General features: G+C 64.4%; 20 protein-coding genes and 2 tRNA genes. 11 read left to right on the top strand and 11 right to left on the bottom strand.

The annotated features are described in order from the left end of the window. Positions 1-37: 37 nt before the first annotated feature. From QU602_RS19160 to QU602_RS17345, 5 genes are all read left to right on the top strand, one after another. Positions 38-262: a polymorphic toxin type 50 domain-containing protein gene (locus tag QU602_RS19160; RefSeq protein ID WP_373692846.1), complete on the top strand. Its 225-nt coding sequence runs from the start codon at positions 38-40 to the stop codon at positions 260-262. Further along, positions 259-561: a hypothetical protein gene (locus QU602_RS17360; protein WP_308797701.1), complete on the top strand. Its 303-nt coding sequence runs from the start codon at positions 259-261 to the stop codon at positions 559-561. Before QU602_RS19160 ends, QU602_RS17360 begins: the two co-directional genes overlap by 4 nt. 140 nt (positions 562-701) lie before the next feature. Then, the gene (locus tag QU602_RS17355; RefSeq protein WP_308797700.1) at positions 702-2,126 is read left to right on the top strand and encodes an RHS repeat-associated core domain-containing protein; all 1,425 of its coding nucleotides are present in this window, start codon (positions 702-704) and stop codon (positions 2,124-2,126) included. Continuing rightward, on the top strand, positions 2,083-2,475 hold the full coding sequence (locus tag QU602_RS17350) for a hypothetical protein (protein ID WP_308797699.1): 393 nt from the start codon (positions 2,083-2,085) through the stop codon (positions 2,473-2,475). Before QU602_RS17355 ends, QU602_RS17350 begins: the two co-directional genes overlap by 44 nt. 20 nt (positions 2,476-2,495) lie before the next feature. Continuing rightward, positions 2,496-2,903: a hypothetical protein gene (locus QU602_RS17345; RefSeq protein ID WP_308797698.1), complete on the top strand. Its 408-nt coding sequence runs from the start codon at positions 2,496-2,498 to the stop codon at positions 2,901-2,903. Positions 2,904-3,082: 179 nt separating this feature from the next. Here QU602_RS17345 and QU602_RS17340 read toward each other — a convergent pair whose 3' ends face one another. Next, complete coding sequence (locus QU602_RS17340) at positions 3,083-4,039, bottom strand: TetR/AcrR family transcriptional regulator (RefSeq protein ID WP_308797697.1); 957 nt, start codon at positions 4,037-4,039, stop codon at positions 3,083-3,085. A gap of 724 nt (positions 4,040-4,763) precedes the next feature. Between QU602_RS17340 and mobF the strand changes: the two genes are divergently transcribed. Continuing rightward, positions 4,764-5,957, top strand: coding sequence for a MobF family relaxase (gene mobF, locus QU602_RS17335; RefSeq protein ID WP_308800222.1), 1,194 nt, complete (start codon positions 4,764-4,766; stop codon positions 5,955-5,957). On the opposite strand, the gene QU602_RS17330 is transcribed toward mobF, so the two are convergent. From QU602_RS17330 to QU602_RS17300, 7 genes are all read right to left on the bottom strand, one after another. Then, positions 5,951-6,247 carry a hypothetical protein gene (locus QU602_RS17330; RefSeq protein WP_308797696.1) on the bottom strand — a complete coding sequence of 99 codons (297 nt, stop codon included), beginning with the start codon at positions 6,245-6,247 and terminating at the stop codon, positions 5,951-5,953. The genes mobF and QU602_RS17330 overlap by 7 nt on opposite strands. A gap of 334 nt (positions 6,248-6,581) precedes the next feature. Further along, positions 6,582-6,657 (bottom strand) — tRNA-Ser (locus QU602_RS17325). A 797-nt stretch (positions 6,658-7,454) separates the two neighbouring features. Beyond that, positions 7,455-8,465 (bottom strand): LacI family DNA-binding transcriptional regulator, encoded by a 1,011-nt coding sequence (locus QU602_RS17320; RefSeq protein ID WP_308797695.1) that lies wholly within the window; start codon positions 8,463-8,465, stop codon positions 7,455-7,457. Continuing rightward, entirely contained in the window at positions 8,465-11,494 is a 3,030-nt protein-coding gene (locus tag QU602_RS17315) for a glycoside hydrolase family 2 TIM barrel-domain containing protein (RefSeq protein ID WP_308797694.1), read from the bottom strand. Before QU602_RS17315 ends, QU602_RS17320 begins: the two co-directional genes overlap by 1 nt. After that, positions 11,491-12,291, bottom strand: coding sequence for a carbohydrate ABC transporter permease (locus QU602_RS17310; protein WP_308800221.1), 801 nt, complete (start codon positions 12,289-12,291; stop codon positions 11,491-11,493). The genes QU602_RS17315 and QU602_RS17310 overlap by 4 nt, the downstream gene beginning before the upstream one ends. A gap of 1 nt (position 12,292) precedes the next feature. Continuing rightward, the gene (locus tag QU602_RS17305; RefSeq protein WP_308797693.1) at positions 12,293-13,261 is read right to left on the bottom strand and encodes a carbohydrate ABC transporter permease; all 969 of its coding nucleotides are present in this window, start codon (positions 13,259-13,261) and stop codon (positions 12,293-12,295) included. Between the two features lie 90 nt (positions 13,262-13,351). Beyond that, positions 13,352-14,662 (bottom strand): ABC transporter substrate-binding protein, encoded by a 1,311-nt coding sequence (locus tag QU602_RS17300; protein WP_308797692.1) that lies wholly within the window; start codon positions 14,660-14,662, stop codon positions 13,352-13,354. Between the two features lie 281 nt (positions 14,663-14,943). Here QU602_RS17300 and QU602_RS17295 point away from each other — a divergent pair, with 281 nt between their 5' ends. The 4 genes from QU602_RS17295 (at position 14,944) to QU602_RS17280 (ending at position 20,607) form a co-directional block, all read left to right on the top strand. Next, positions 14,944-17,232 (top strand): glycosyl hydrolase 53 family protein, encoded by a 2,289-nt coding sequence (locus QU602_RS17295; protein WP_308797691.1) that lies wholly within the window; start codon positions 14,944-14,946, stop codon positions 17,230-17,232. Between the two features lie 96 nt (positions 17,233-17,328). Beyond that, the gene (locus tag QU602_RS17290) at positions 17,329-17,940 is read left to right on the top strand and encodes a hypothetical protein (protein WP_308797690.1); all 612 of its coding nucleotides are present in this window, start codon (positions 17,329-17,331) and stop codon (positions 17,938-17,940) included. Between the two features lie 79 nt (positions 17,941-18,019). Then, entirely contained in the window at positions 18,020-19,384 is a 1,365-nt protein-coding gene (locus QU602_RS17285) for a COG1470 family protein (RefSeq protein ID WP_308797689.1), read from the top strand. Positions 19,385-19,572: 188 nt separating this feature from the next. Further along, positions 19,573-20,607, top strand: coding sequence for a LacI family DNA-binding transcriptional regulator (locus tag QU602_RS17280; RefSeq protein WP_308797688.1), 1,035 nt, complete (start codon positions 19,573-19,575; stop codon positions 20,605-20,607). 312 nt (positions 20,608-20,919) lie between these two features. Here the strand turns inward: QU602_RS17280 and QU602_RS17275 are convergent, their stop codons facing one another. The 3 genes from QU602_RS17275 to QU602_RS17265 form a co-directional block, all read right to left on the bottom strand. After that, a complete protein-coding gene (locus QU602_RS17275) occupies positions 20,920-21,528 on the bottom strand; it encodes a PIN domain-containing protein (RefSeq protein ID WP_308797687.1) in 609 nt (202 codons plus the stop codon). A gap of 12 nt (positions 21,529-21,540) precedes the next feature. Continuing rightward, on the bottom strand, positions 21,541-22,083 hold the full coding sequence (locus tag QU602_RS17270) for a helix-turn-helix domain-containing protein (protein ID WP_308797686.1): 543 nt from the start codon (positions 22,081-22,083) through the stop codon (positions 21,541-21,543). A 200-nt stretch (positions 22,084-22,283) separates the two neighbouring features. Further along, positions 22,284-22,354: transfer RNA gene (locus QU602_RS17265), tRNA-Gly, on the bottom strand. Positions 22,355-22,501: 147 nt separating this feature from the next. Here QU602_RS17265 and dcd point away from each other — a divergent pair. Continuing rightward, complete coding sequence (dcd, locus tag QU602_RS17260) at positions 22,502-23,107, top strand: dCTP deaminase (protein ID WP_308797685.1); 606 nt, start codon at positions 22,502-22,504, stop codon at positions 23,105-23,107. Positions 23,108-23,195: the final 88 nt, after the last annotated feature.

The raw sequence follows: 23,195 nt of genomic DNA, 5'->3' as shown, positions 1-23,195 counted from the left end.
CTTCCCTGGTCATAACAACTACACCGTGGGTCGCAGTATGTTGACAGCTGACCCTCGAGTCCTCGGCCGACAGTCTGGGACAGGCGCACAGGCTGGCCGCATTCCTGTTGGTCAGCCGGGTTACAAGGAGCGGGTCGACTTTCGCGAACAGATTGGACAGTTCGTCGATCAAAGTACCGGAATGATCACACCCACAACTAGAGGGATTATTCACTACGGAAAGAAGGGGATTCACGTGGTTCCGAGTAGGCCCGGCGGATGATGAGCTTCCGCGTACGAGTTCTTCTCTCTGTTCAGAGGGCCATGTGGGATCTGGTCACCCCAAACCTGCGCGCCGTGGCGGTCGCGGCTCAAGAGCCGAACATTCGCCTGCGATTCATGTTCGAGAACGATCCGAGCGAGGACGATCATGAGAACGTCTCCTTGGCAGAGACGTACGTGATCGCCGACTTCGAGGACTCGGTTTCAGTTGATGCCACGTGCGTGTGGCTGCCCGTACCTGTTTCGCGTGACCTCGACATCGGGGAAGAGTGGGTTTACATGCGCAAAGAGTCGGATTGAGTACGGGCTGAGCGGACGCGCAAGCCGGGCCGGCGGGCGGTCGGCAGTAGTCCCAGCAACTGCTTCTTCGTCAGTCGGCGCTCCCACTGGCGGGCGCATCAGCGGTACCTCCGCCCGGGCCGACGTATGCAGCAACTGCTGTGCTGCTCACTCGTCCGGGAGAACAGGCCAGTGTGACGCATCCGGCCGTGATCGAGGCCGACGGAACGCCCGAGGGCAAAACGATCCTCGGTGCGGAGACCGTGACCACGGTCTACGACGAAACATCATCGACGCCGTCTTGGACCAGCGGCGGATTCGGGTGGGGCACCTACGTCGCGTCCTCCCGGTTCGCCGCCGACGGCCGACTCATGAGCACCGACCTCGGCAACACGTACGGCGCCGTCGTGACCTACGGCTACGAACACGGCACGAAGCGGTTATCGAGCATCAGCCTCGACCGTGAACAGATCAGCGGCACCGACATCGGTTTGCGGTACACGTACGACCCCGCGGGCAATGTCACCAGCCAGACCTCGCACTACGACGGAGGGAGTGATACCGCCACCCTGGATTACGGGGCAGGACCGGCCGGTCCGCACGCCGTGACGTCGGTGTCCGCAGCCGGCATGTCGTTGCTGTTCGCCTACGACGACGCCGGAAACCGCACGAGCTTCAAAGCCAACGTGTTCTACGAGGGCACTTACGACCTCATCGACTACACCTGGGATGCGGAAGGCGAACTCATCGGCTCCACCGGTATGGGGTTCCACGGCATGCCTGCCGATGACTCATACATTTACGACGCCGACGGCAACCGAATCGTTCGTGCCAGCAACGGATTCACCACGATCTACGCAGGCAGCCAAGAAATCACACTCACCTACAGCGGCGCGGTGAAAGCTACGCGGTACTACTCGTTCTCAGGCCAAACGGTGGCGATGCGAACCGGCCGCGGACTGGGCAACGCCGTAACCTCCCTCGTCAACGACCACCACGGCACACCCATCGGCGCCATCTCCAACGGCGCACACCCCCGCACGTCAAACGTATCCCGGCTCTACACGGATCCCTTCGGCGGCACACGCGGAGGCTCATGGGAGGACACCGTGCCCGGAGACAAGCAGTTCCTAGGCAAGACCCGCGACGAATCCACCGGCCTTACCCAAATCGGCGCCCGCTACTACGACGAACTCGTCGGCTCATTCATCAGCGTCGACCCACTCCTCGATCTGACAGACCCGCAACAGTGGAACGGCTACGCCTACGCGCACAACAATCCAGTCTCGTTCACCGACCCCACCGGACTCCTGCCCCAGGGCTACTCGAGCGCAACCTTCGACAGCATGGATCGCGCTATCGCCAATCGTGCCAAGCAGAATCAGGCGCCCGCCACGGTGGATATTCCGGTCACGAGCTGGGAGGATTCGACGGGTAGCGGGTCGGGCGAGGATCGTCCGTGGCCATACATCTCCGCGTACGACTACGTGATTGATGATTGGCTTGGGTCTTGGCCTCGAAGGCGAAACCCCGGAGTCGATCATGGACGTTTTCAAGGATCGGCCGGCCGAGATTTTTCCATTTGAAGTTGGATGCGACGAGTTCACCCATGGAGGCCGGTGCGAGCTGATCGGTGCGATTCCGTTTCCCGACGGAAGTGGATGGATGGATGTTACAACAACGGCCACGAGCGTGACCTTCACGGTCGACGATGACACGTACTTCGACGGGCGCGGCTCGACCATCAAGTTCAGTATCGTGGACGCGCAGGAGACGTTGGGACAAGAAGGATATGCGCTTCGCCGCGAGGCGAATGCAACCGACGTCAATGTGTTCGCAGCGGTGACGGTGTACTACGGCGGGGCGTCCCTTCCCTGGCACATGCAGGCCGTCAGGCTTCGTGACGCGGTGCTGAGAGAGTCTGGTGGTGGGTAATGCGCCGTTCGCTCTCTTGGATGCCCTTCGGCGCATACACGTTCTTCGCGTTCGCCTTCGCCGGTGTGTTGATGGTAGGCGTTGTAGGCGTATACCTTGTCCGCGATGGCGTGATGGGCATCTACGCGGTCTATCTGGCTCCGCTCTACCTCATCGCGTTCTTCCTGGCGGCTGAAGCGGTTGTGATCGTATGGCTGATTCTGAGGCCGCGGTTCCAGCATCTTGAGAGGCGACCGCGGGCGGCCATCGTTGCGGCGATTGCCGCTCTTGGGGGAGTGCCGATCGCATATGCGTCGTGGTGGGTGTTCGAGTTTCAGGCACCTCCGATATGGTTCGGCGTTCTGGGCATTCTCGTGTCTTCTGGCGCATTCGGGTGGTACGCGGCGCGGTACGAATCCTCCGACGGACCCTCTGATGAGGCCACGTGAAGCCCGCACACCCACATTCGAGCGCATGGCGATCACCAGAAAGGAGCGTTGGCGACCGTCGATGAGTGCGCAAGGCTGGTGACGAGAGCGAGCCACGCGGGCGATGAGTCCGAACACGTCTGGCACTTGAGGTCAGCCGCGTTGCGAAAGCGAAACGCGCCGGTAACGCGGCCCTGTCGCTATCGTCCGAAGATCGTCTCGACGGACGCTAACGCGGACACCTCACCATCCGACCTGACGAGCCCGGTGACGAGCGCATTCCACAGCGGTTGCAGGAGTGCGTCGAAGGCTTCTTCGTCCTGGTCTCGAGTGAGCAGCCACGCGCTCACGATGAGGCTGACGGTGAGCGAGCCCAGTCGGTCGGTCACCCGGAGCGCGTCAGCGCCATCGGGTGCGGTGGCGGCGAGCTCATCGGCGAGATCGGCCCATTCGCGCCATGCGGGGGTGGCGACGGGTAGCGCCGGTTCCATTGACAGCTGAACACTCGCACGCACGCCGGGGTCCTGCATGAGGAGCTCTGAGAGGTCCGCCGAGAAGCACAGCAGCCGTTCGAAGGCGCCTGGGAGTGCGGTCTTTACGTTCGCGGCGACTTCTCGGACACGGAGTCGTTGGCGGCCCAGGATTTCTTCCGCGATCGCCCATTTCGAGGGGAAATGGTTGTACGCGGCTCCGGTCGTGACGCCTGCTTCCTTGGAAAGGCGCGCCATCGACGAGTTCTCGTACCCGAATCGCTCGAACTCCACCGCGGCGGCGTGGAGGAGGCGCTCGTGGGTCCGTTGGCTGCGCACCTGCCGGCGCCGTCGCTCCGCTGGTTCCTCAGTCCCCATGTCGGGATCGTACAGTCCCGAATCTGGGATTACAATACTGGATTCTGGACGGGTAAAGTACTTCGCATGTATGCGCGAGGCGCTGCGTTCACGCGAACGGTCATGGGCATCGTTCGGACCGAGCGCGAACAGCAACGACTCACGGTGGATGAGCTGGCTCGTCGAGGCGAGTTCAATCGCAGCACGCTGGCTCGGTATCTGTACGACGAGCAGGATGTTCCCATCGGGGCGCTCTACCGGATGGCGGTGTCGCTCAACCTCGAAGCATCGGCAATCGTTGCGCGGGCCGAAGCGGATCTCAACGGTCAAGTCGGCGACGCGAGTTCCGATGAGGAGCCTCACGGCCGAGGACGCTGATCTCGCAGCGTCGACATACCCATGTTCCGCCGACGGGGTGACATCGGGTCCCGCAGGACGGACAATCCGGATCTGTTGCGGGTAGCTCGTCCATGCGGCGGAGCCTATCTCGGCCTGGCGACCGCGGCAGCGCCGCGTGACGAGCGCGCACAGCGGACCATCACAGAGGTGTGACTCATCGCCGTCGTCCCCAGCCATCGCAAGTAAGCGCCGCTCACGACGAGGCGCTGCGCCGCGCCATCGAGCAGCTCGCACGGCCGGACGCCGCGCCACGTCGTGTCGGTCACCGTCGATGGGTGGCGCGGTGTCGCGAGTGCGGTGCACGCTTCAGCTCCGGATCGCGACTCGTCGAGCACTGCTCCGAGGAATGTCGCGTCGCGACGCGTCGTCGGCGACACCGACATGGCGCGACTGTCGCGACATCAATGCTTCGCCAGTGCGAGGGCTGCCTGGCGATCTTCGCCCCATCCCACCCGCGACACCGCTTCTGCCGCGACGCAGGTCGCACCCGCTCATGGCGCGACCAGAACCAGGTGACTGCGCCCCGCCGGTCGCGATGCCTGCACTGCGGCGACATGATCGAAGCCCGTCGTGCCGGCAAGCAGTACTGCTCATCGACGTGTCGCGCCTACGCGTCGCGTGAGCGCCGTCGGCCCCGGAGTGACGCGTGATCTCGATGGTCAAGATCGCGTCGGGCGAGGACGCGTGGCGCTACTTCCAGAGCACCGTCGCCGACGAGGCGAGCGTTGGCGCCGCCATCGACTATTACGTGGACGAGGGCACGCCGGCTGGTCGGTGGCTCGGCAGCGGCGCTGCCGAACTCGGGCTCGCCGAAGGGCGGTCCGCGACGCCGGCGGAGCTGTCGAACCTGTTCGGCCGTGGGAGGCATCCGCTCACCGGTGAACTGTTGGCGCGCCGCTATGTCGTCGTCACGTCCCTGGCCGAGCGCGTCAGCGCTCGCATCGAGGCCATCGACGCCGGCATCGATGACGCGCAGCGCGAGGCCGCGATCGCGAGGATCACCGCCGAAGAGACCGCCCGCGCCCCGACCGCCTCGGTGGCGGGGTTCGAGCTCGTCTTCAACCCGCCGAAATCGGTGAGCGTGCTCTGGGGGCTCGCGCCGGAGTCCGTGCAGTTCCAGATCCGCGCCGCGCATCATCAGGCGTTGCAGGAGACGCTCGCGATCCTGGAGCGTGACGCGCTCCGGACCCGGGTCGGCTCGGGCGGGGTCGCGCAGATCGAGGTCACCGGCGCCGTGGCGGCCGCGTTCGACCACTGGGATTCGCGTGAGGGCGACCCGCAGCTGCACACCCACCTGCTCATCGCCAACCGTGTCAAGGCGGCCGACGGCCGGTGGCGGACCATTGATTCGCGTCACGCGCTGTCGCCGCATGTCGTGACGCTGTCCGAGACGTACGACGCGGCACTCATGGACGCGCTCTCGAATCGGCTCGGGCTCGAGTGGACGGAGCGCTCGGTGCTCCGCGACCCGCTCGGCTACGAGGCGTTCATCGAGGCGAACCAGCTCACCGACTCGCAAGAGTCCCGCGGACTGTTCGCGGATGCCTCGGGCATCGAGCCGCGCAACCGCAAATGGGAGCTCGTCGGGATCGACCTGCCGCTCCTCGAGGAGTTCTCGCAGCGCGCCGCACGGATCGCTCAGACGAAAGACGAGCTGATCGACGCGTTCCGTGAGCGCGTCGGGCGGGAGCCCTCACGGTTCGAGATCTGGCGGATGCGGCACACCGCGACCCGGACGACGCGGGCAGCAAAGGTCGCGCGGTCGCTCGAGGAGCTCTCCGCCGATTGGGTCCAGCGCGCGGCTCCCTGGGGCGGCTTCGCGAGAACGGTAGACCGCACGATCTATTGAGCTGGATCGCCTCGGGCCAGGCGATCCTTCTTCTCGGCGAGATACATCATCGCGGAGCCGCCAGCCAGGACGTGCCTTGCTAGGTCAAACTCGATTCCACTCTCCAGCCGGACTGCCATCGCATTGAGTCCGTCCTGTCCGGCCGCTCGGATGGCGGCATCAAGCTCGTCGAGCGCGGGAGCCGCCACTTCAACCTTGAGGCGAGCGTCCTCCCACGCGCTCAGCAGCCGCGCAACCACTTGGTCATCATCTGGTCGCATGCGGTGAGGGAAGCGGGTGGACTCCGACATGAGCGAAGCGTAGCTGGGTCGAGGGCGACAGTCTCCCTGGATCGCCCGAGATGTGCTTCGTCACCCATTCATCCGCCCGCCTCGAGAACTGCGGCGATGGAGCGTCCCGTTGCTCGAAGGGGCCCGGGGCGTCGTTCATCTGCCTCGATCAGGCCGGCGTTCTAACGGGTGAACATTCGCTCGTGGCCGAGCGCGACGCGATCGTGGGCCGAGCCGGGGATCGGCTGTCGGGAATGCTCCGCTCGGTCCATGCAATCAATTACGTGCTTGAACGTCTACACAGCCGATCGGCGAGCGTTTCGCGAAAGGGTTGAACACCCCGCAACCCCACAATTGGAGCCGATGACGGGAATCGAACCCGCGCTGTCTGCTTGGGAAGCAGAAGTTACCAAGTGGTGGTTCACGGCGGCTCACTGGGGCTCACATCGTTGAGATTCCGCGGGAGCGTGAGCCGTGGTGAGTCACTGTGCGCTCGAATATGTAGTCATTAAGTAGCCACTCGCTGGGGTCGACGGCACGCTTACTCGGCTGCACGCGCGTAGCGATGTCGGCGCGCAATGGCCCAGCCCAGCGCGGCCCAGCCCAGCCAACCCAGCTCCGCTAAGCGCGAACGGTCCGCACCCGAAACCCGGTGCCGCTGAGCACTCCGATAGCCGGCTGCCACCGCGTGATTGCGCCGACACAGCGCCGTCGAGCCGCGTGCGGCATCCATCCCACCGGGTACAGGACGCTCGATTAGATCAAGCCGAGGCGAACCGCCCTCACGACGGCCTCGATGCCCGTGTCGACGTCCAAGGTCTCACATGCTCGCCTGATGCGACGACGCACTGATCGCTCAGAAAGGTGGCGTTCGTGCGCAATGGTGTTGAGCGTCCTGCCGGCCGCCAGGTCTTCGAGTATCAGGAGATCCTGGTCATCGACGTCCCACTCATTGCGCTCATTCTTGTGGGCGCGAGCCGCATGGGGCTCACACGCGCATCGGTTGGCAGGGACGGAGTGAGGCGTGACTCGTAGCATCGTTGCCTTCCGAGTGATTCGGTCCCGTCCAATCCATCGGGACCGCATGTGAACTCCGATCGCGTCGCTCGCACGTGGGCCGCGGAGGTGCGCAGATAGATTCGTCGACCGCGATGTTCGCGCGGTCGAGGCATCTCGCCATACGTGTGTCTCGAGGAGTTGCTCGGAGGACCCCGTCTCCGCACCAACATCACGAGACTCCCTTCGGAGTGGACGTGGAGTGCCGGACAACGAGGCGTGTCGGTATGATCACGGTCTCGGGCCCCGCTCCGCTGCCCATTGAGAGCGCAACGCGGAGGGCTTCGCTGCCAAGCCGATCCCAGGGCTGCGCGATCGTCGTGAGGGGTGGAACCAGCATCGCGACCTCGTCGATGCCGTCGAATCCGACGACGGACACGTCCTCGGGAATGCGCATGCCCGCTTCTTGAATCGCTCGGTATGCGCCGAGCGCCATCTGATCGTTCGCGGCGAAGATCGCGGTCGGTTTCTGCACTTCCAACAACCGCCGTGCGGCCATATAGCCTGACGCGGCGCTCCAGTTGCCACGTTCCGGCGGCGGAACCCTGCGGCCGTGGCGGCTCAGCGTTGATGCCCAGCTGAGCATTCGGGCGCTCGCGGAGAATGAGTTTTCGGGCCCCCTGATGTGGTGCACGGTCCGATGGCCCAGTTCTAGGAGGTGAGTGACCGCGAGTTCTGCGCCTCCGGCCTGGTCGAAGTCCACTGAAGACGCCCCCGGCAGAACCGGGGGTCCGATGACAACAGCGGGAACGCCCTTCGGCAGTCGCAGGGACCCATCCGCTTGAAGCTGGTCGGCGATCAGGGCGATGAGTACATCGACCGACATCTCACTCAGGCGGGTGAAGGCGCCATTCGCATCACGTGTCGACGAGGCGGCCAGCGGAATGAGTGTCGTTGCGTGGCCGCGTTCCGCGGCCCGTTCCGAGATCTCCTCAAGCGAGCGATGGATACCGACCGGTCCCAGGGTGTTGTAAACAACTCCCACGGCTCGAAATGCGCCGAGCCGCACAGCTCGAGCGGCCGCGTTCGGCCGGTATCCGAGCTCGATCATGGCGTGCATCACGCGCGCGCGCAATGCCTCACTGACATTGGATTCGCCTTTGGCGACTCGTGACACGGTCTGGGGCGACGCGCCCGCGAGCCGTGCGACGTCAAGCTGCGAGGGTGCACGCTGTCCTGCCATCACACTCCTTGAAACGAAAAGCGGAAGGTCAGACTACCCGTCGCGGGGAGACGGTACTGCGGGTGCGTGCGCGCGCCCCAGGAGTCGTCGCCGCCCACCCCCCGTCGCATGAGGGCAGGCCGCACCACGGTCTGGTAGACCGGCGGGAGTTCAGTGTGATGACGGGCGTTCTCGATCTCGTGCGGCGTCCACGGCAGCGCGGAAAACTCCATTCCGCCATCACACTCGAACCGCAGTCCCCTCCCGTTTCGATCGACGACCTCGGCCCAGCGGACTCCGGTGCGATTTCCGGCTTCCTGAGGGCGCAAGTACGGGGTCAGCGCGGTCGCCACATCACGCTGGTAGACGCCCACTCGGGCGCCGTCTCGACGATCCACGTAGCATTCGTCCGGCCCGTCGCCGTACCAGCGGAGCGTGTCGAGCTCAGGCTGAGTCGTGAGCTGCATGCCGAACTCGGGAAGGTCGGCCATGCCATCCGAGCGGTGCACGGTCTGCGTGACCTCGACTCGGCCTCGGCCGTCGACCCGATACGACACGACGCACGACGCCTCCCGCTCGGTGGGAAGTTGATAGGTGTAACTCACGGTCACGGCGAGATCGTCGGATTCGAAGGTGATGTCTCGCACAGGATCGGCAACGCGCGCGTATCGGCTCGCGAGCAGCCACTGGCCGTCCTCGAACGGAGCGCCCCAGCCCACCTCGTTCTCGGTGGGGGCGTGCCAGAAGGATGGCATCGGGATCGAGGTGAGCAGTTGACGCCCACTTTCCGGGCCTGACCCATGCCGATACGACTGCAGCCCACCGTGCAGACGCGAGAACACCGCACTGAACCCGTCTCCGTGAACGCCGAGGTTGTGCGTGCCGAGTACGAGTCGCGGCGGTGTCGGTGTCGGCGTGGGTGGTGTGACGCCGCCACCGGGTGCTCCCTGAGCCACTGTGGTCACGCGTTGCTCACGAGCTATCTCGTGACCGCGTGCAGCCCAGGGTGTATCCGCCTTGAGGCGGAACGACACATCGATCGTGTACTCACCCGGCCGCGAGGGCGTCTTGAACGGTATCCCGTACGTTTCAGCGTGCTGAGGGGCGCAGAAGGTGGGTACGCTTGCGGTGCGGATTGTTCTCCCCTCACGCGCCAGCGTGATGTTGCACTCAAACTCGTCCGTGGAGGTGAAGAGGAAGCGATTGCGGACTTCGAAGGACGTCTCGCCGATCCGGATGCTCAGCTGCTGGTAGAGGTAGCTGACCTCCTGCGCCTTCGGTGTCGGCGAGTGGTCGGCGAAGAAGATGCCGTTGCCGCAGAACGCGCCATCGTGCGGCGCCTCACCGCAGTCGCCTCCGTAACCGAAGTACGTCCGGCCGTGTTGGTCACTGAGCAGGATCGCCTGATCAGCGAAGTCCCAGATGAAGCCGCCCTGGAACAGCGGCTCTCGGAACGCGAGGTCCATGTACTCGCCGACAGCCCCGAATGAATTGCCCATCGCGTGGGCGAACTCGCACAGGATCATGGGCTTGTCGCGGTGTTCGCGAAGGTACACCTCGACCTCGGCAGCGGGCGTGTACATCCGGCTGACGATGTCGGTGGTGTCCGGGTACCGCGTGTCCCAATCGACACCTTCGTAATGAACGGGGCGGGAATCCGTCGAGCGGAACCAGTCGGCGAGGTCTCGGAGGTTAGTACCGCCGTACGACTCGTTCCCGAGCGACCAGATGACGATGCTGGCGTGATTCTTGTCGCGCTCGAACATGTTCGTCGCTCGTTCGCGCAGGGCGGGCAGCCACTCCGGGCGATCACCCGGGACGGCCTCTTCGACGGGCGCATCGAAGTAGCGAATGCGGTCCCACAGGCCGTGGGTCTCCAGGTTCATCTCGTCGATGACCATCAGGCCGTACTCGTCGGCCAATTCGTAGAACGGCGCACTGTTGGGGTAGTGGCTCGTGCGCACCGCGTTCACGCCGATGCGTTTGAGCTGGACCAGGTCGTGGGAGATCTCGTCGCGAGTCATCACGCGGCCACGCGGGCCGAACTCATGACGATTGACGCCGAAGAAGACGACGCGGCTGCCGTTCAGGGTGAGCACGCCGTTCTCGATGCCGAATCGGCGCACCCCGACGCGTTGAGGTATGACCTCGGTTCGGTTGCCCGCATCGTCGGTGACCTCGATGATCAGCTGATAGAGCCAGGGGTCTTCGGGACTCCAGAGGCGGGGTTCATCGATGCGGATCACGAGCAGGCCGTCACCGCGGTCCTCCAGGTGACCGACGCCCTCGAGATTCGCGGATACGGAGCCAGAACCGCGAACGTCGACCCTCATCGTGAGGTCCGCCCATTCGCCCGTCGTAGCGACGTCGGTCTCGACTCGCAGATTCTCGATGTGAACCGCGGGCCGTCGGTACAGTGTCACGTCCCGGAAGATGCCGGAGAAGCGATAGAAGTCCTGGTCCTCGAGCCACGACCCCGCCGTCCACTTGAACACCTGCGCAGCGATGACGTTGCGACCGTCGACCAGTGCGTTGGTGAGATCGAACTCGGAGGGGGTGAAACTGTCGGTCGCATATCCGACGTACTGCCCGTTGAGCCACACCGCGACCGCGCTCTCGGCCCCGTGGAAGACGATGCTCAAGGATTCGCCGAAGCGGAGAGGTTCGTTCAGCTCGAATGCGTGCACGTACGAGCCGATGGGATTGTGCCGCGAGGGGATCTGTCCGGGTTGGATCTGCTCGATCCCATCCCACGGATATTGCACGTTGACGTACTGCGGACGATCGTAGCCCTCGAGTTGAATATGCGCGGGGACCGGAATGTCGTCCCAGCCGGAGGTGTCGTACGAAGGGTCCTGGAACCCATCGACGGTTGTGCTCAAGTTGTTCGCGTAGTGAAACTTCCAGCGACCGTTCAGTGATTGTTCGAAACTGCTCACCGACTCGAGCGCCTCGCCCTCGTCGCGGAACCAGCGATGATCGGAATGCGCAGGCAACCGGTTCTCGGAGACGAACGTAGGGTCGGCCAGGCGTGTGATGGGGAAACTCACTTGATCGCTCCCGTGATGCCCTCGGCGAAGGCGCGTTGCAGGAGGAAGAAGACGAACATGGTCGGAAGCGAGGCCAGAAGGACGGCGAGCATGAGGACTCCGTAGTCGGTGACATATCCGGCGCTCAGGTTGGCGATCAACATCGGCATGGTGAACACCGCGCTGTCGATCAAAATAACCTTGGGCCAGAGGAAGTTGTTCCACGCGATCATGAAGGTGATCACCGCGGCGGCGGCGAATGTGGACTTCATCGTCGGGATGTAGATACGAGCGAAGATTGACAGCTCGTTCAGCCCATCGATCCGCGCCGCCTCGACGAGCTCGTGGGGGAACGAACGCGATGCCTGCCGGAAGAGCAGGATGAGGAACGGCGTAGAGATCGCCGGGATGATCACCGCCCACAGCGAGTTGACCATGCCGGCACCGGCGAAGAGCTGGAACAGCGGGATCATGATGGCGGCGAAGGGGATCATCATGGCCAGGAGCAAGACCGACATCAGCAGATCCTTGCCCCGCGAATGGAATATCTCGAACCCGTAGCCTGCGATCGAGCACACCGCGAGTGACAGGACGGTGGTGCCGACTGCGATGGCCGCAGAGCTCCACATCGCCGCCAAGACGTTGTGAGTCTGAAAGAGTACTGCGACGTTCTCGAACAGGTGGGTGCCCGGCAGGAGTCGAGATGACAGCACGTCTGCGCTGCTGTTGGTCGCCGAGACGACCATGAAGTACAGCGGAAACAGAGAGAAGATCGCGAAAACCGTTAAGAAGGCATATCCCGGCAGCCGGCGGAGCATGTTAGTCACGCTTGTCTCCGATCTTCATCTGGACGAGGGCGAGCACCGCGACAAGGATGAGGATCACGTAGGAGATGGCGGCGGCATACCCGAAGTTGGGGTTCTTGAGGAACGAGACTTCGTACAGGTAATGCGACATCGACATCGTCATGTATGCGGGGCCACCGCGCGTGAGAGCCCAAGACTCGTCGAAGAGCTGCAGGGTGCCGTTCGTGGACAGGATCGCCGTGAGCACGATCATCGGCTTCAGCTGCGGGACGGTCACATGCCAGAACACCTGGAACGCATTCGCGCCGTCCATGCGTGCCGCTTCGATACTCGAGCGATCCACGTTCTGGAGCGCCGCGAGGAAGAAGACCATGTTGTAGCCCGTCCAACGCCAGAGCAGACCGAGGATGATGACGAATCGCGCGCTCTCGGCGTCTCCCAACCAATTGACCTCGCTGTCGATGAGGCCAATGCCCATGAGCATGTCGTTGACGAAGCCGTTGTTGGCGAACATCGTGCGGAACACCAGCGAGTACGAGACGAGTGAAACCGCGCAGGGGAGGAAAATGGCCGTGCGCCAAAGGCCCTTGAATTTCAGGTTCTTGTCGTTGAGCAGGTTGGCGAGGATCATCGCCAGGATGAGCATGATGGGGACCTGAATGATCAGGTAGATGAAGGTGTTCTGCAGGGTCAGCTTGAAGATCTCGTCGTTGAGCAGTCGCTGGTAGTTGAACCACGGCGGATCCGCCCAGGTCAGCTGAGCTCCACGTCCAGTCTGCAGCGACAGCAGGAACGCCTGGAACATCGGGACGAAGTTGATGCCGACGATAAGCAGCGCCGCCGGGATAAGAAATCCCCAGCCGGTCAGGCTTCTCCGCCGACCGGGGTTCAGCCAAGGCTTTCGCCGGTCGAAGGAGGTGTTCAGCGGCGGAGTACCGCGCTTCTCTGGCGACTTGGCAGGCGCCTTCAACTGGAATGCCACAACGTTGTCTCTCTTCCGCGGGAAAGGCACTGCCGATGGGTTAGCAGGGATCGGCCGGCCGGATCTGGGCCGGCCGGCCGATCTGCTGCGTCACTGCATCGCGAATTCGACGTTCGCTTGGGCTTCGGCGAGGGCGGTGTCGCGATCCGCGCCGTTCAGGATCTGTGTGATGGCCGCACTCACCGCGTCCCTCCCTTCGTAGTAATACGCGCCGGTGTTGTTCGAGGGAACCTCTGAGCCGAACTCGACCACTTTGGCGAACACAGCCTCGCCCCCGAAGAACTCGACGGGCTCTGCGTAGACGGGGCTGTCGCCAGCGGGGATCCAGTTCGCCACTGCACCTGAGGCGGGGAGGATGATGTCGTACAGCTCGGTCGATCCGGCAAAGGTCGAGGCGAGGAAGTCCGATGCGAGCTCGACGTCGGCGTTCGACGAGACGGCCCACGACGAGCCCCCATTCGCGGTGTAGTTCGTCGCACCTGTGACCCCGTCAAGGCTCGGCACGTTGGTGATTCCCCACGATCCGCTTTGATCCTCGGCCGTCTGGATCGAGCCGACGATCCACACTCCCTGCTGCGTTCCGGCGACATTCCCATTCACGAAGCTGCCAACGTACTCATCCCAGGAGTTGACTTCGAGGAAGACCCCCGTCTCCACCAGTTGGGTGTACGCGTCGATTGCCCCGTTGAGTGCGTCGTTGTCGACGATGGTCGGGTTTCCGTCTTCGTCGAAGAGGCTCGCGCCGGCGGACTGCAGCATCATCACAACCAGGTCGGACGAGCCTGCCGGACCGGAGAGCAAGGGCTTCCCGGTCTTGGACAGGACATCCTGGCCCTGCGCGATGAAGGTGTTCCAGTCGATGTCGGTGAAGTCGTCGAGCGTGTATCCGGCCTCACCGAGGATATCCGTGCGGAGTGCCGTGACCGCGGTGCCCGAGTCAAAGGGCACGCCGTAATTTACACCGTCCAGCGTCGAATACGCTACGACCGACTCCGGGAACTGCGAGAAGTCGATGTCCGCGCCGCCGAGGTCGCTGAACAGGTCTGGGTAGTTGATGCCGTTCTTCTGGAACGCATTGTTCTGCATGAGGAAGATATCCGGCAGCTCCCCCCACGCCTGAGACTGCGCGATCGTCGTGAGCCGGGTCTGCAGATCCTCCCAGGGCACTTCGACGACTTCGAGCTCGAAGTCCGGGTTGTCTTGCTGATAGACCTTTTCCGCCTCTTCCATCGCGTAGATGTTGAATGCGGGATCCCACGTCCACACCGTGAGCGTGTTCCCCTCGTCCGCGGAATCCTGGCCCTCGTTTGCGTCGCCTGCCGCGGCGCATGAAGTGAGCAGCAGTGCGGCGGGGAGCGCGAGCGCGATTGCGGTCGTAGCGAGCCTCTTGGAACGTTTCACCTTCGAATCCTTCCGGGTTTCTGCAGCGTCGCAGATCGTGCCTCACGACATACGTGCAGACGAATATGCCCAGGGAAGGTCCGATCTGACGCGTATGCCGCGCTGTCGACCTCTTCCCTCGAGCGGAACGAGCTGTCCCGAGCCCGAAAGTAGCACTGGCAACGTCACCATGCCAGTGTTTGTCTGAAATTTATTTGAGCCGCCCGCGTGTTTCAGCGGGTCGAAATATCGGAGTTGGCCGGTTCCGGCCGCATCGTCGCCCGGCTATTTACTCCAACGGAATGTATGCGCAAACCTGTCGGGGAGCGCGGCGGAGTCCGGGCATCGGCCCCCTGCGATGTCCGACTGCCGATCAGTCATGCAAAGGAGCAAGAATGAGAAAGTCAATACGGACTGGAGCGGTCTTCGCGACCGCCCTGGCGTTGGCCGCAACCGGCGTCGGCGTCGCCTCGCCAGCGGCCGGACTGTTCGGGGAAGCCGAGATCAATCCGATCGAAAGCAACCTGGCGTCGAAGTACTGGGCATCCGCGTCGGCGACGGGTGGCGACGACACGGCACACTTCGCCATCGATCAGGATGCCAGCACCGCGTGGATCGCCGCCGCAGCCGGCGATGCACTCACGCTCGACCTGGGAGGCGCCTACAACAACGCCCGCAAGCTCGCACTGGAGTTTCCCGACGCCGGAGCGGTCTACCAGTACACGGTCGAGGGATCTGCCGACGGGCAGACGTGGAGCACGATCGCAGACGAGAGCGAGTCGACGCAGGCGCGCGCCGGCGGCGTGCATGTGTTCACGGTTGAAGGAACGCGGTACATCAGGGTGACGATCCAGGGGGCGACCGAGGGCGCCCGGCTGGGGATCACCGAGATCGCCGTCTACAACTATCTGCGCGATGAGATGGTGCTCGGGGCGGATATGTCTTGGGTCGACGGCGATACCCGTCAGTACTGGGTCTCACCCCTCGAAGCGGATCGCGGCGCCGGACCGCACCTGCTCGACGTGGCGAAGGACCGTGGTATGGAGTTCACGCGACTCCGTATCTTCAACGAGCCCCGGAACGAGGGCAACGGAGCGGTGCTCGCCGTTCCCTCTCAGGGGCCGGCTCGCTCGCTCGCGGTGGCCGAACAGGTCGTCGATCGCGGCATGCAACTCGGCATCGACTTCCACTACGCCGACTCGTGGGCGGACCCCGGTAAGCAGCCGAAACCGCGCGCATGGGCCGAGCTGCCGTTCGATCAGCTCACCGACGCCGTGTACGACTACACGCACGACTACGTCGGACAGCTCATCGACCAAGGCACCACGCCCGACAAGGTCGCGGTCGGGAACGAGATCATCCACGGCATGATGTGGGGCAGCGAGGCGCAGCTCTCCGCCGACGACAGTGCTCCGGTATGGTCAGGCGCGAACCCTGGATACTTCCGCAACCAGGCCGCCGTCTACCAGTCGCAGCCCGGCGGCGGGATTCTCTGGCAGTACTGGAACTCCGAGGACGCCGGTGAGCGGGCGCTGTACCTGGAATCGTTCGACCGGTTCACGACGTTGCTCGCAGCGGGAATCAGCGCGGTTCATGACGCGTCGCCCGAGACCAAGGTTGAGCTGCACGCCGTCGTCCGGAACGAAGGGTACGACGGCCGTACCGGACTCGAAATGACTTCGGAGTTCTGGGGCCAAGTGCTGAGTCGACTCGAGGCAAAGGGCCTCGCGCCGGACTACATCGCTCACTCGTACTATCCGGAGTGGCACGGCTCGCCCGAGGTCATGGAGCGCAACCTCCAGACCATCAGCGCCGCGCACCCGGAGTACAAGATGACCGTCGCTGAGACGTCGTACCCCGCGTCGGGGGCGAATGGGGCGCCGATGCCGAACTCGACCTATCCGAGGACCGTGCAGGGGCAGGCTGACGCGATTCAGCGTGTGTTCCAGATGGTGAACGATCTGCCGAACCACACGGGTGCGGGCGTGCTGACATGGGAGCCGCAGCGCTGGCAGTCCATGTTCCGCAGCGTGCCCGGTTTGACCAACACCTCCGAGCCGCACGCGTCGATTGACATCTACAACAAGAGCGCGGCGACGCACGTCGTGGAGGACCGAGTGTTCTCGTCCGCCGGGGTGGGCGAAGAGCTCACCCTGCCGTCGACTGTCGATGTCCTGTCTGTCGCGGATGGGGTGGTCTCGCCCGCAGCCGTGCAATGGATCACTACCGGCGACGAGACGGCCACTGCGGGTCGGGTCGAGGTCAGAGGATCCACCGAGTTCGGCACGATCGTCGCTATCGTGGACGTCGTTCCGACGGTGGGTGTCGAGGTGACGCCGCGATCGCTTGCAGGCAAGGTGTACCTGTCTGTCGCGGTGACCAACACGTACGACGTCCCGGTAAGCATCGTCGTGAGCACCGCGTACGGAAGCAAGACGTTCGCAAACGTCGCACCGGGTGCGACGGTGAGCGCATCGGCCAACTCGCGACTCACAGCGGTCCCCGCTGGCAACGTGACCGTGGCTGTCACCGGTGAGTCAGTATCCGAGACCAAGTCGGTGTCGTACGCGCCGTTCGCGATCGGCGGCTGACGACCGAGCTCCCAGGGTGGGGGCGGTACCCGCCCTCACCCTGGGTGCCGCGCAACCGTGCATAGGAATACCCGAAACGACGAAGAAAGGTCTGAAATGAAGAAGTCAAGTGCAGCCCGGGTCGGCGCCGCCGCGCTCGGAGCGTTGCTGCTCTCCGCGGGCGCGGCGATGGCCGCGGCCGATGAGATCGTGGATGACGGCGAAGTCGAGATCAACGTCGAGGTGACCGACCGGTACCCCTCCGGGGTGCTCGCCCTGAGCGTCGCCGCGAACTCCACCGCACTCGCGGAGGTGGACAGCGGCGATCCGCTGGTCCGAGAATTCACCGGCAGCCTGCCCGAGGTCACAGTGACCGACACGCGGGCGGACGTGCCCGACGTGCCGTGGTACGTCCTCGGCACCGCGAGCGATTTCGTCAGCGGCGGAAACACGATCACCGCCGATCACCTCGGCTGGGCGCCCTATCTCGCCGACGACTACGGACCCGCCCTCGAGGCCGGGTTCGACATCGATACCGTGATCGACGACCCCGCGAGCGAGGGGCTCGGGTACGCCGACGGCGAGCTGCTCTACGTGAACACCGACCAGGTCGCAACATACAGCCAGGGTTCATGGAGCGCATCCGCGGGCCTTCACCTCAAGGTGGATGCGACCACCGTCGAGCCAGGGAGCTACACCTCGGTGCTCACCCTGTCCCTCTTCGAATAGCCCGACCGACGGCGGGGGGCGGCCGCCCGGCCGCCCCCGCCTCCGTCCTCGCCTCACGCCGATCGATCGAGAGAGTCGCATGCATCGTCGCCTTCGCCGTCTGTTCCTCATCCTGGCCATCTCCATCGCCTCCGTCGTGCTGCCTGCAACGGCCACGCACGCGGCGACGACGGAATCCTCGGAGGAGACGATCACCTGGATGGTTCGCCCCAGCGACGGAACGGGTGAGGACGGCCGGTCATGGGTAGAGTTAGAACTCCGAGCCGGTGAGGTGGCAGAAGAGCATCTCCTGATCCGCAATCTCAGTCCGGCGGCGGTCACCTTCCGACTCGCTGCGGCGGATGGGTACTTCACCGAGACCGGGCGGTTCAACATGCTCACCGCGGGCGAGGTTTCGACAGGCGCCGGCACCTGGATCGGCATCCAGGACTCGGTTGAGGTGGCCTCCGGTGCGGACGTCGTCGTGCCCTTCTCTGTGACGGTGCCGGAGAACGCCGAACCCGGGGACCATCCCGCCGGCGTCGCGGCCAGCATCCGCTCCGGCGGAGACGCCGAAGTCGGGGTCGAGTCTCGTGTCGGCTTCAGGGTCATGACTCGCGTCGCCGGCGAGCTCGCTCCAGCGGTGGGCACGAAGCTCGGCGCGAACTTCAGCGGGTCGATCAACCCGTTCGAGCCCGGCCACGTCACATTCACCTATGACGTCGAGAACGAGGGGAACACACGGCTCGCCGTCGATTCGGTGCTGTCGCTTTCCGGTCCGTTCGGGTGGTTTGCGCGCGACGTCGCCGTCGAGCAGATCGACGAAATCGCACCTGGAGAGACGCGGACGATCCGGCAGCAGGTGAGCGGGGTCTGGCCGTTCGTCGCGCTGTTCCTTGATCGGCGCACGCAGGCGGAGGTCGTCGGCAACTCATCGGCGGAGGTCGCGACGACGACCACCGACGCATCGTCGGTCGTGTGGGCCATCCCGTGGTCGCAACTCGGAGTTCTCGTCATCGTCGCGATCATCTTGTTGCTCGCCCGGTGGGATCGTCGGCGTAAGGCGAAGCACATAGAGCGGCTGATCGACCGTGCCCGCAACGACGCACGGGCGGAATCGGCGGGAGTTCGTGCGGTGTCCAGCATCGCCCCCACGCTCCTGGTGATAGGTCTCCTGCTCACCGGCTTGCCTGGAACTGTGGCGCCGGCGTACGCGGCTGACGATCAGGATCATCGTCAGGTGTTGGTTGAAGTGGAGGTTACGCCCCCGCCAACTACCGTCCCTACTGCACCTCCATCGACTATCCCACCAGAACCGGACGACCTCGCGACGACCGGCGCGGGCGACTTCACGCCAATCCTCGCGCTTGCAGGTCTAGCGTTCCTTCTCGGCTCCGGGATCCTGGTCGGCAATCGAGCGCTCGCCTCTCGCAGGGAACGCGCTGGGGTCACCGCCCGCCGCTGAACTCGTCCACGGCCTCAAGCAGGGAATAGCGTCCCGCCGCCCCTTGCTCCCAGTTCCGGGCCTCGATCGGCGGGTCGAGTGGATGCGCGGCGGACTCGGAGGTGTGGGTGTGTGTGTGGTCACGATCGCATCGAGCGAACCTCGCTGTGCCGAAACGTTGACAAAGGATCTCCTGGAGGGCGGCGTTCATGGACGTGGTGCGAACGACCGCGAAGCGCACGGCGAGTATGAAAGACGTGGCTCGTCACGCTGCGGTGGGCCTCGGCACAGTCTCAAATGTGGTCAACGACTTGGCGACAGTGGCACCCGAGTTACGGGCGCGTGTGCTCGAGTCCGTCCACGAGCTCGGATTCGTTCGGAACGAGGCCGCGCGCCATCTGCGTAGCGGAACCAGTCGGACCGTCGTCCTCCTGGTCCCCGATTCCGGCAATCCCTTTTTCACTGAGATCTCACGAGGGGCTGGCGAGGTGGTGTGGGCGGAGGGGAGATTTCCGCTCATCGCGAGTGCCCATGGCGATGCCAGCCGCGAGAACGCCTACCTCGGGTCGTTCGACTCGATGCGGGTGCATGGCCTGCTCGCCTCTCCCGTCGGCGACGTCTCACTAGCGCTCGCTCGTCTTCGAACGAGGGGCATCCCGACCGTACTCGTGGACGCGCGACCCCCATCTGATACCTACTCGGCCGTGCGTACGGACCATGTCGCGGGCGGATGCCTGGCGACAGCGCATCTGCTCTCGAGCGGGCGTCAACGTGTAGATTTCCTGAGCACGCCGGCTGTCGTCCCGCAGATCGCAGACCGCATTGCCGGTGCGAAGACGGCTTTCCGCGTCCACGGCCTCGACCCGAACTCACTCGGAGTGTGGTACTCGGGCGGCCCAGCGCCGAGCTCAGGAGCGTCGGTGGTCGAGCGGATTCTCGCGTTGCCGCGAGCGGAGCGTCCCGAAGGATTCGTCGTGAGCAACGACGTGCTCGCGATTGAGGTGATGCACGCGATGCTTCGTGAAGGAATACGGATCCCGGACGACATCGCCGTCGTTGGGTATGACGACATTCCCTGGGCGGAGGCCGCCGCGATTCCCTTGTCTTCGGTGCGCCAGCAGAGCGTCGAGATGGGCGCCATCGCCGCGCGCGTCCTCCTCGACCAGATCACGGACGAGGATGCCCCCCGTGAAGACTGCATCCTCGCTCCCGAACTCATCGTCCGCGAGTCCTCGGCGGCATGAACGCCACAGTCCCGACGACTGCGCGGAGGGAAGTCGAGGAAGATGAACACGTCTGGCATCGTGGCGGTCACGCTTTGCGCGGCTGGCTTGAAGGTCCGTCGCCGTGGGGGTTGTGCCCTCGCGGTGCCTCGCATGGGCCCAATGTGCCGGAGGCGCGAGGGAGCTCGAAAATTCGTATACTATAAATCTATAACTCCCCGCCGTCCTCTGGGACTGGCGGGGCTTTTTTCTGCCGGCTGTCGTCGGCGAGCTTGGCGGTTGTTCGGAGCGTCCGGTCGGTTGGCGGTGATCACCCTCGGCGTGCTTGGCTGGCTAGGTGTGACTGTGCGGCTCCCCGATTGCCAGTTCCTGCCGGACAAGGAGCATTGCCTCGGACATTCCGTAGCGCGCTTCGAGTCTCTGTATGACCTCTTGGCGTGAGAGTGCGGGGCCGGAGTTCCCGCTCCGGGTGGCGATTTCGGTGAGGGCCACGAGGGCGCGTTCGGGACTGATATTCACGGCGTCGAGCGCGAATTGATGCGGCGGAACGGCGCTGATGCCGTTCGGGAGTCGCGCCACGGGGAAATCCTTCAGGTTCGAGGTGACGATGACCCCGGCGCCCGCGATCTGTGCGGCCGCGACGACGTGCTCGTCATCCGGGTCGGGCAGGCCGTACGTGCCCTCGAGTGGCTCCCAGCCTGCGATCTCGGCATCGACGAATGCGGATCTCATCCGTCCGACAAGCCGGGCGGCGCGCTCTTCGGCCAATCGTGATGGAAGGCCGTAGCGATTCTGGAGTTTGCGAGCCTCGTGGTACTCGAGCTCGTCAAGAATGGCGCTGCTCCAGATCGGCCGGTAGATCTGTTCGAACGCGAGTGAGAGCAGGAAATCTCGCTGCAGGCTCGGCCAGAGCACGCTCGTGTCGAGGAGAGCGATGAACATTCCTCGAGAATGTCAGCTTGCGTCCGCGTCGTTTCGGCGCCGCGCCGCGACGGCCCGCCGCGCAGTCTTGAGTTCGCCGAGGATCGCTTCCAATGGTGTGTCTTCATCGACGTCGCTCGACAGTGCGCTGAGCGCGGCATACTGCTCCTCGCGCCGAGCCTTGCGGAACTCGAGCAGGTCGCTGAGCGTGACCCTGCGGTGAGTGCCGACCCGTTCGAAGGGAATCTGCCCCTCGTTGAGGAACTTGATGACCGTCGGTCGGCTGACCCCGAGTAATTCAGCTGCCTGCTGGGTCGTCAACGTCTTCGAGATCGGGGAGATGGTAACCGAGAGCCCGCGCTGCATGGCCTCCACTGCCTGGCGAAGTACCAGGTAGACCTCCTCGGGCAGTTCAACCTGGTCGCCCGGTTCGGCACCGGCAAGAAGGTAGCGAGGCGCGGGGCGGTCGCGGCCCGTGGCTTCGTGTGCAGCGAGGAAGTCGTGAACGCGAGCGATGCCCGCGCCGTCGGCGGCTTCGTATGTTTCCGGCGTGAGTGCTGAACCGGCGTTACTCATGGTCAGTTCCCTCCTAAGCGCAAGAAACGTAACATATTTCGAGTACTGCGGCTAGGCCGGATGCGCCGCTGGGGATGAGGATGGATGCTGGAATTTATGTGCATTAAATAGCCACCAAGCGGGCTCGCCCATGCTCGTCCGCAGGGATGGCCGAAAATGGCGCGACAAAAAAGCCTATTGACCAGGGGATTTTTCAAGAGAGCCGATGACGGGAATCGAACCCGCGCTGTCTGCTTGGGAAGCAGAAGTTCTACCATTGAACTACATCGGCAGGGCCGCCTGGCGGCGGCGCCATGCGGCGCCTCACGGGCACCGCATCCACCATGCTAGCAACTCACACGGCCGCCGCCGTGCGAGTTCTCCCCAGCGGGCACCCGGCGCGCAGCGCCCGTCGCCCGCGTCTCGCTAGGCTGTTCGCGTGCTGCTCTCCGACCGCGACATCCGTGCCGAGCTCGACCGCGAGCGCATCCAGCTCGACCCGTACGAACCGGGCATGATCCAGCCGTCGTCGATCGACGTGCGGCTCGACCGGTACTTCCGGCTGTTCGACAACCACAAGTACCCCTTCATCGATCCCGCCGAAGATCAGCCCGAGCTCACGCATCTCATCGAGGTGCGGCCCGACGAGGCGTTCATCCTGCACCCGGGCGAGTTCGTGCTGGCGTCGACGTATGAGGCGGTCACCCTTCCCGACGACGTCGCCGCGCGACTCGAGGGCAAGAGCTCGCTCGGCCGGCTCGGCCTGCTCACGCACTCGACGGCGGGGTTCATCGACCCCGGGTTCACCGGGCACGTCACGCTCGAGCTGTCGAACGTCGCGACCTTGCCGATCAAGCTCTGGCCCGGCATGAAGATCGGCCAGATGTGCTTCTTCCGGCTGTCGTCGCCCGCCGAGCGCCCGTACGGCTCCGCCGATTACTCGAGCCGCTACCAGGGTCAGCGTGGGCCGACGGCGTCGCGCTCGTTCCAGAACTTCCACCGCACCGACGTCGGTGTCACCGAGGCCGGCGCCGCCGGCAACTGACCGCACCTGACCCCGGCCCTCGCGCGGCCGCGCTGGCGTCGGGTCGGCAGGATGCGACTCGCGGCAGCGGATGCCTCGGTCCCACGGT

The sequence above is a fragment of the Agromyces protaetiae genome, from assembly GCF_030866785.1.
Classification (GTDB): Bacteria; Actinomycetota; Actinomycetes; order Actinomycetales; family Microbacteriaceae; genus Agromyces; species Agromyces silvae.
Note: the sequence above shows the minus strand (reverse complement) of the source record. Positions and strands in the feature narration are given on the sequence as shown.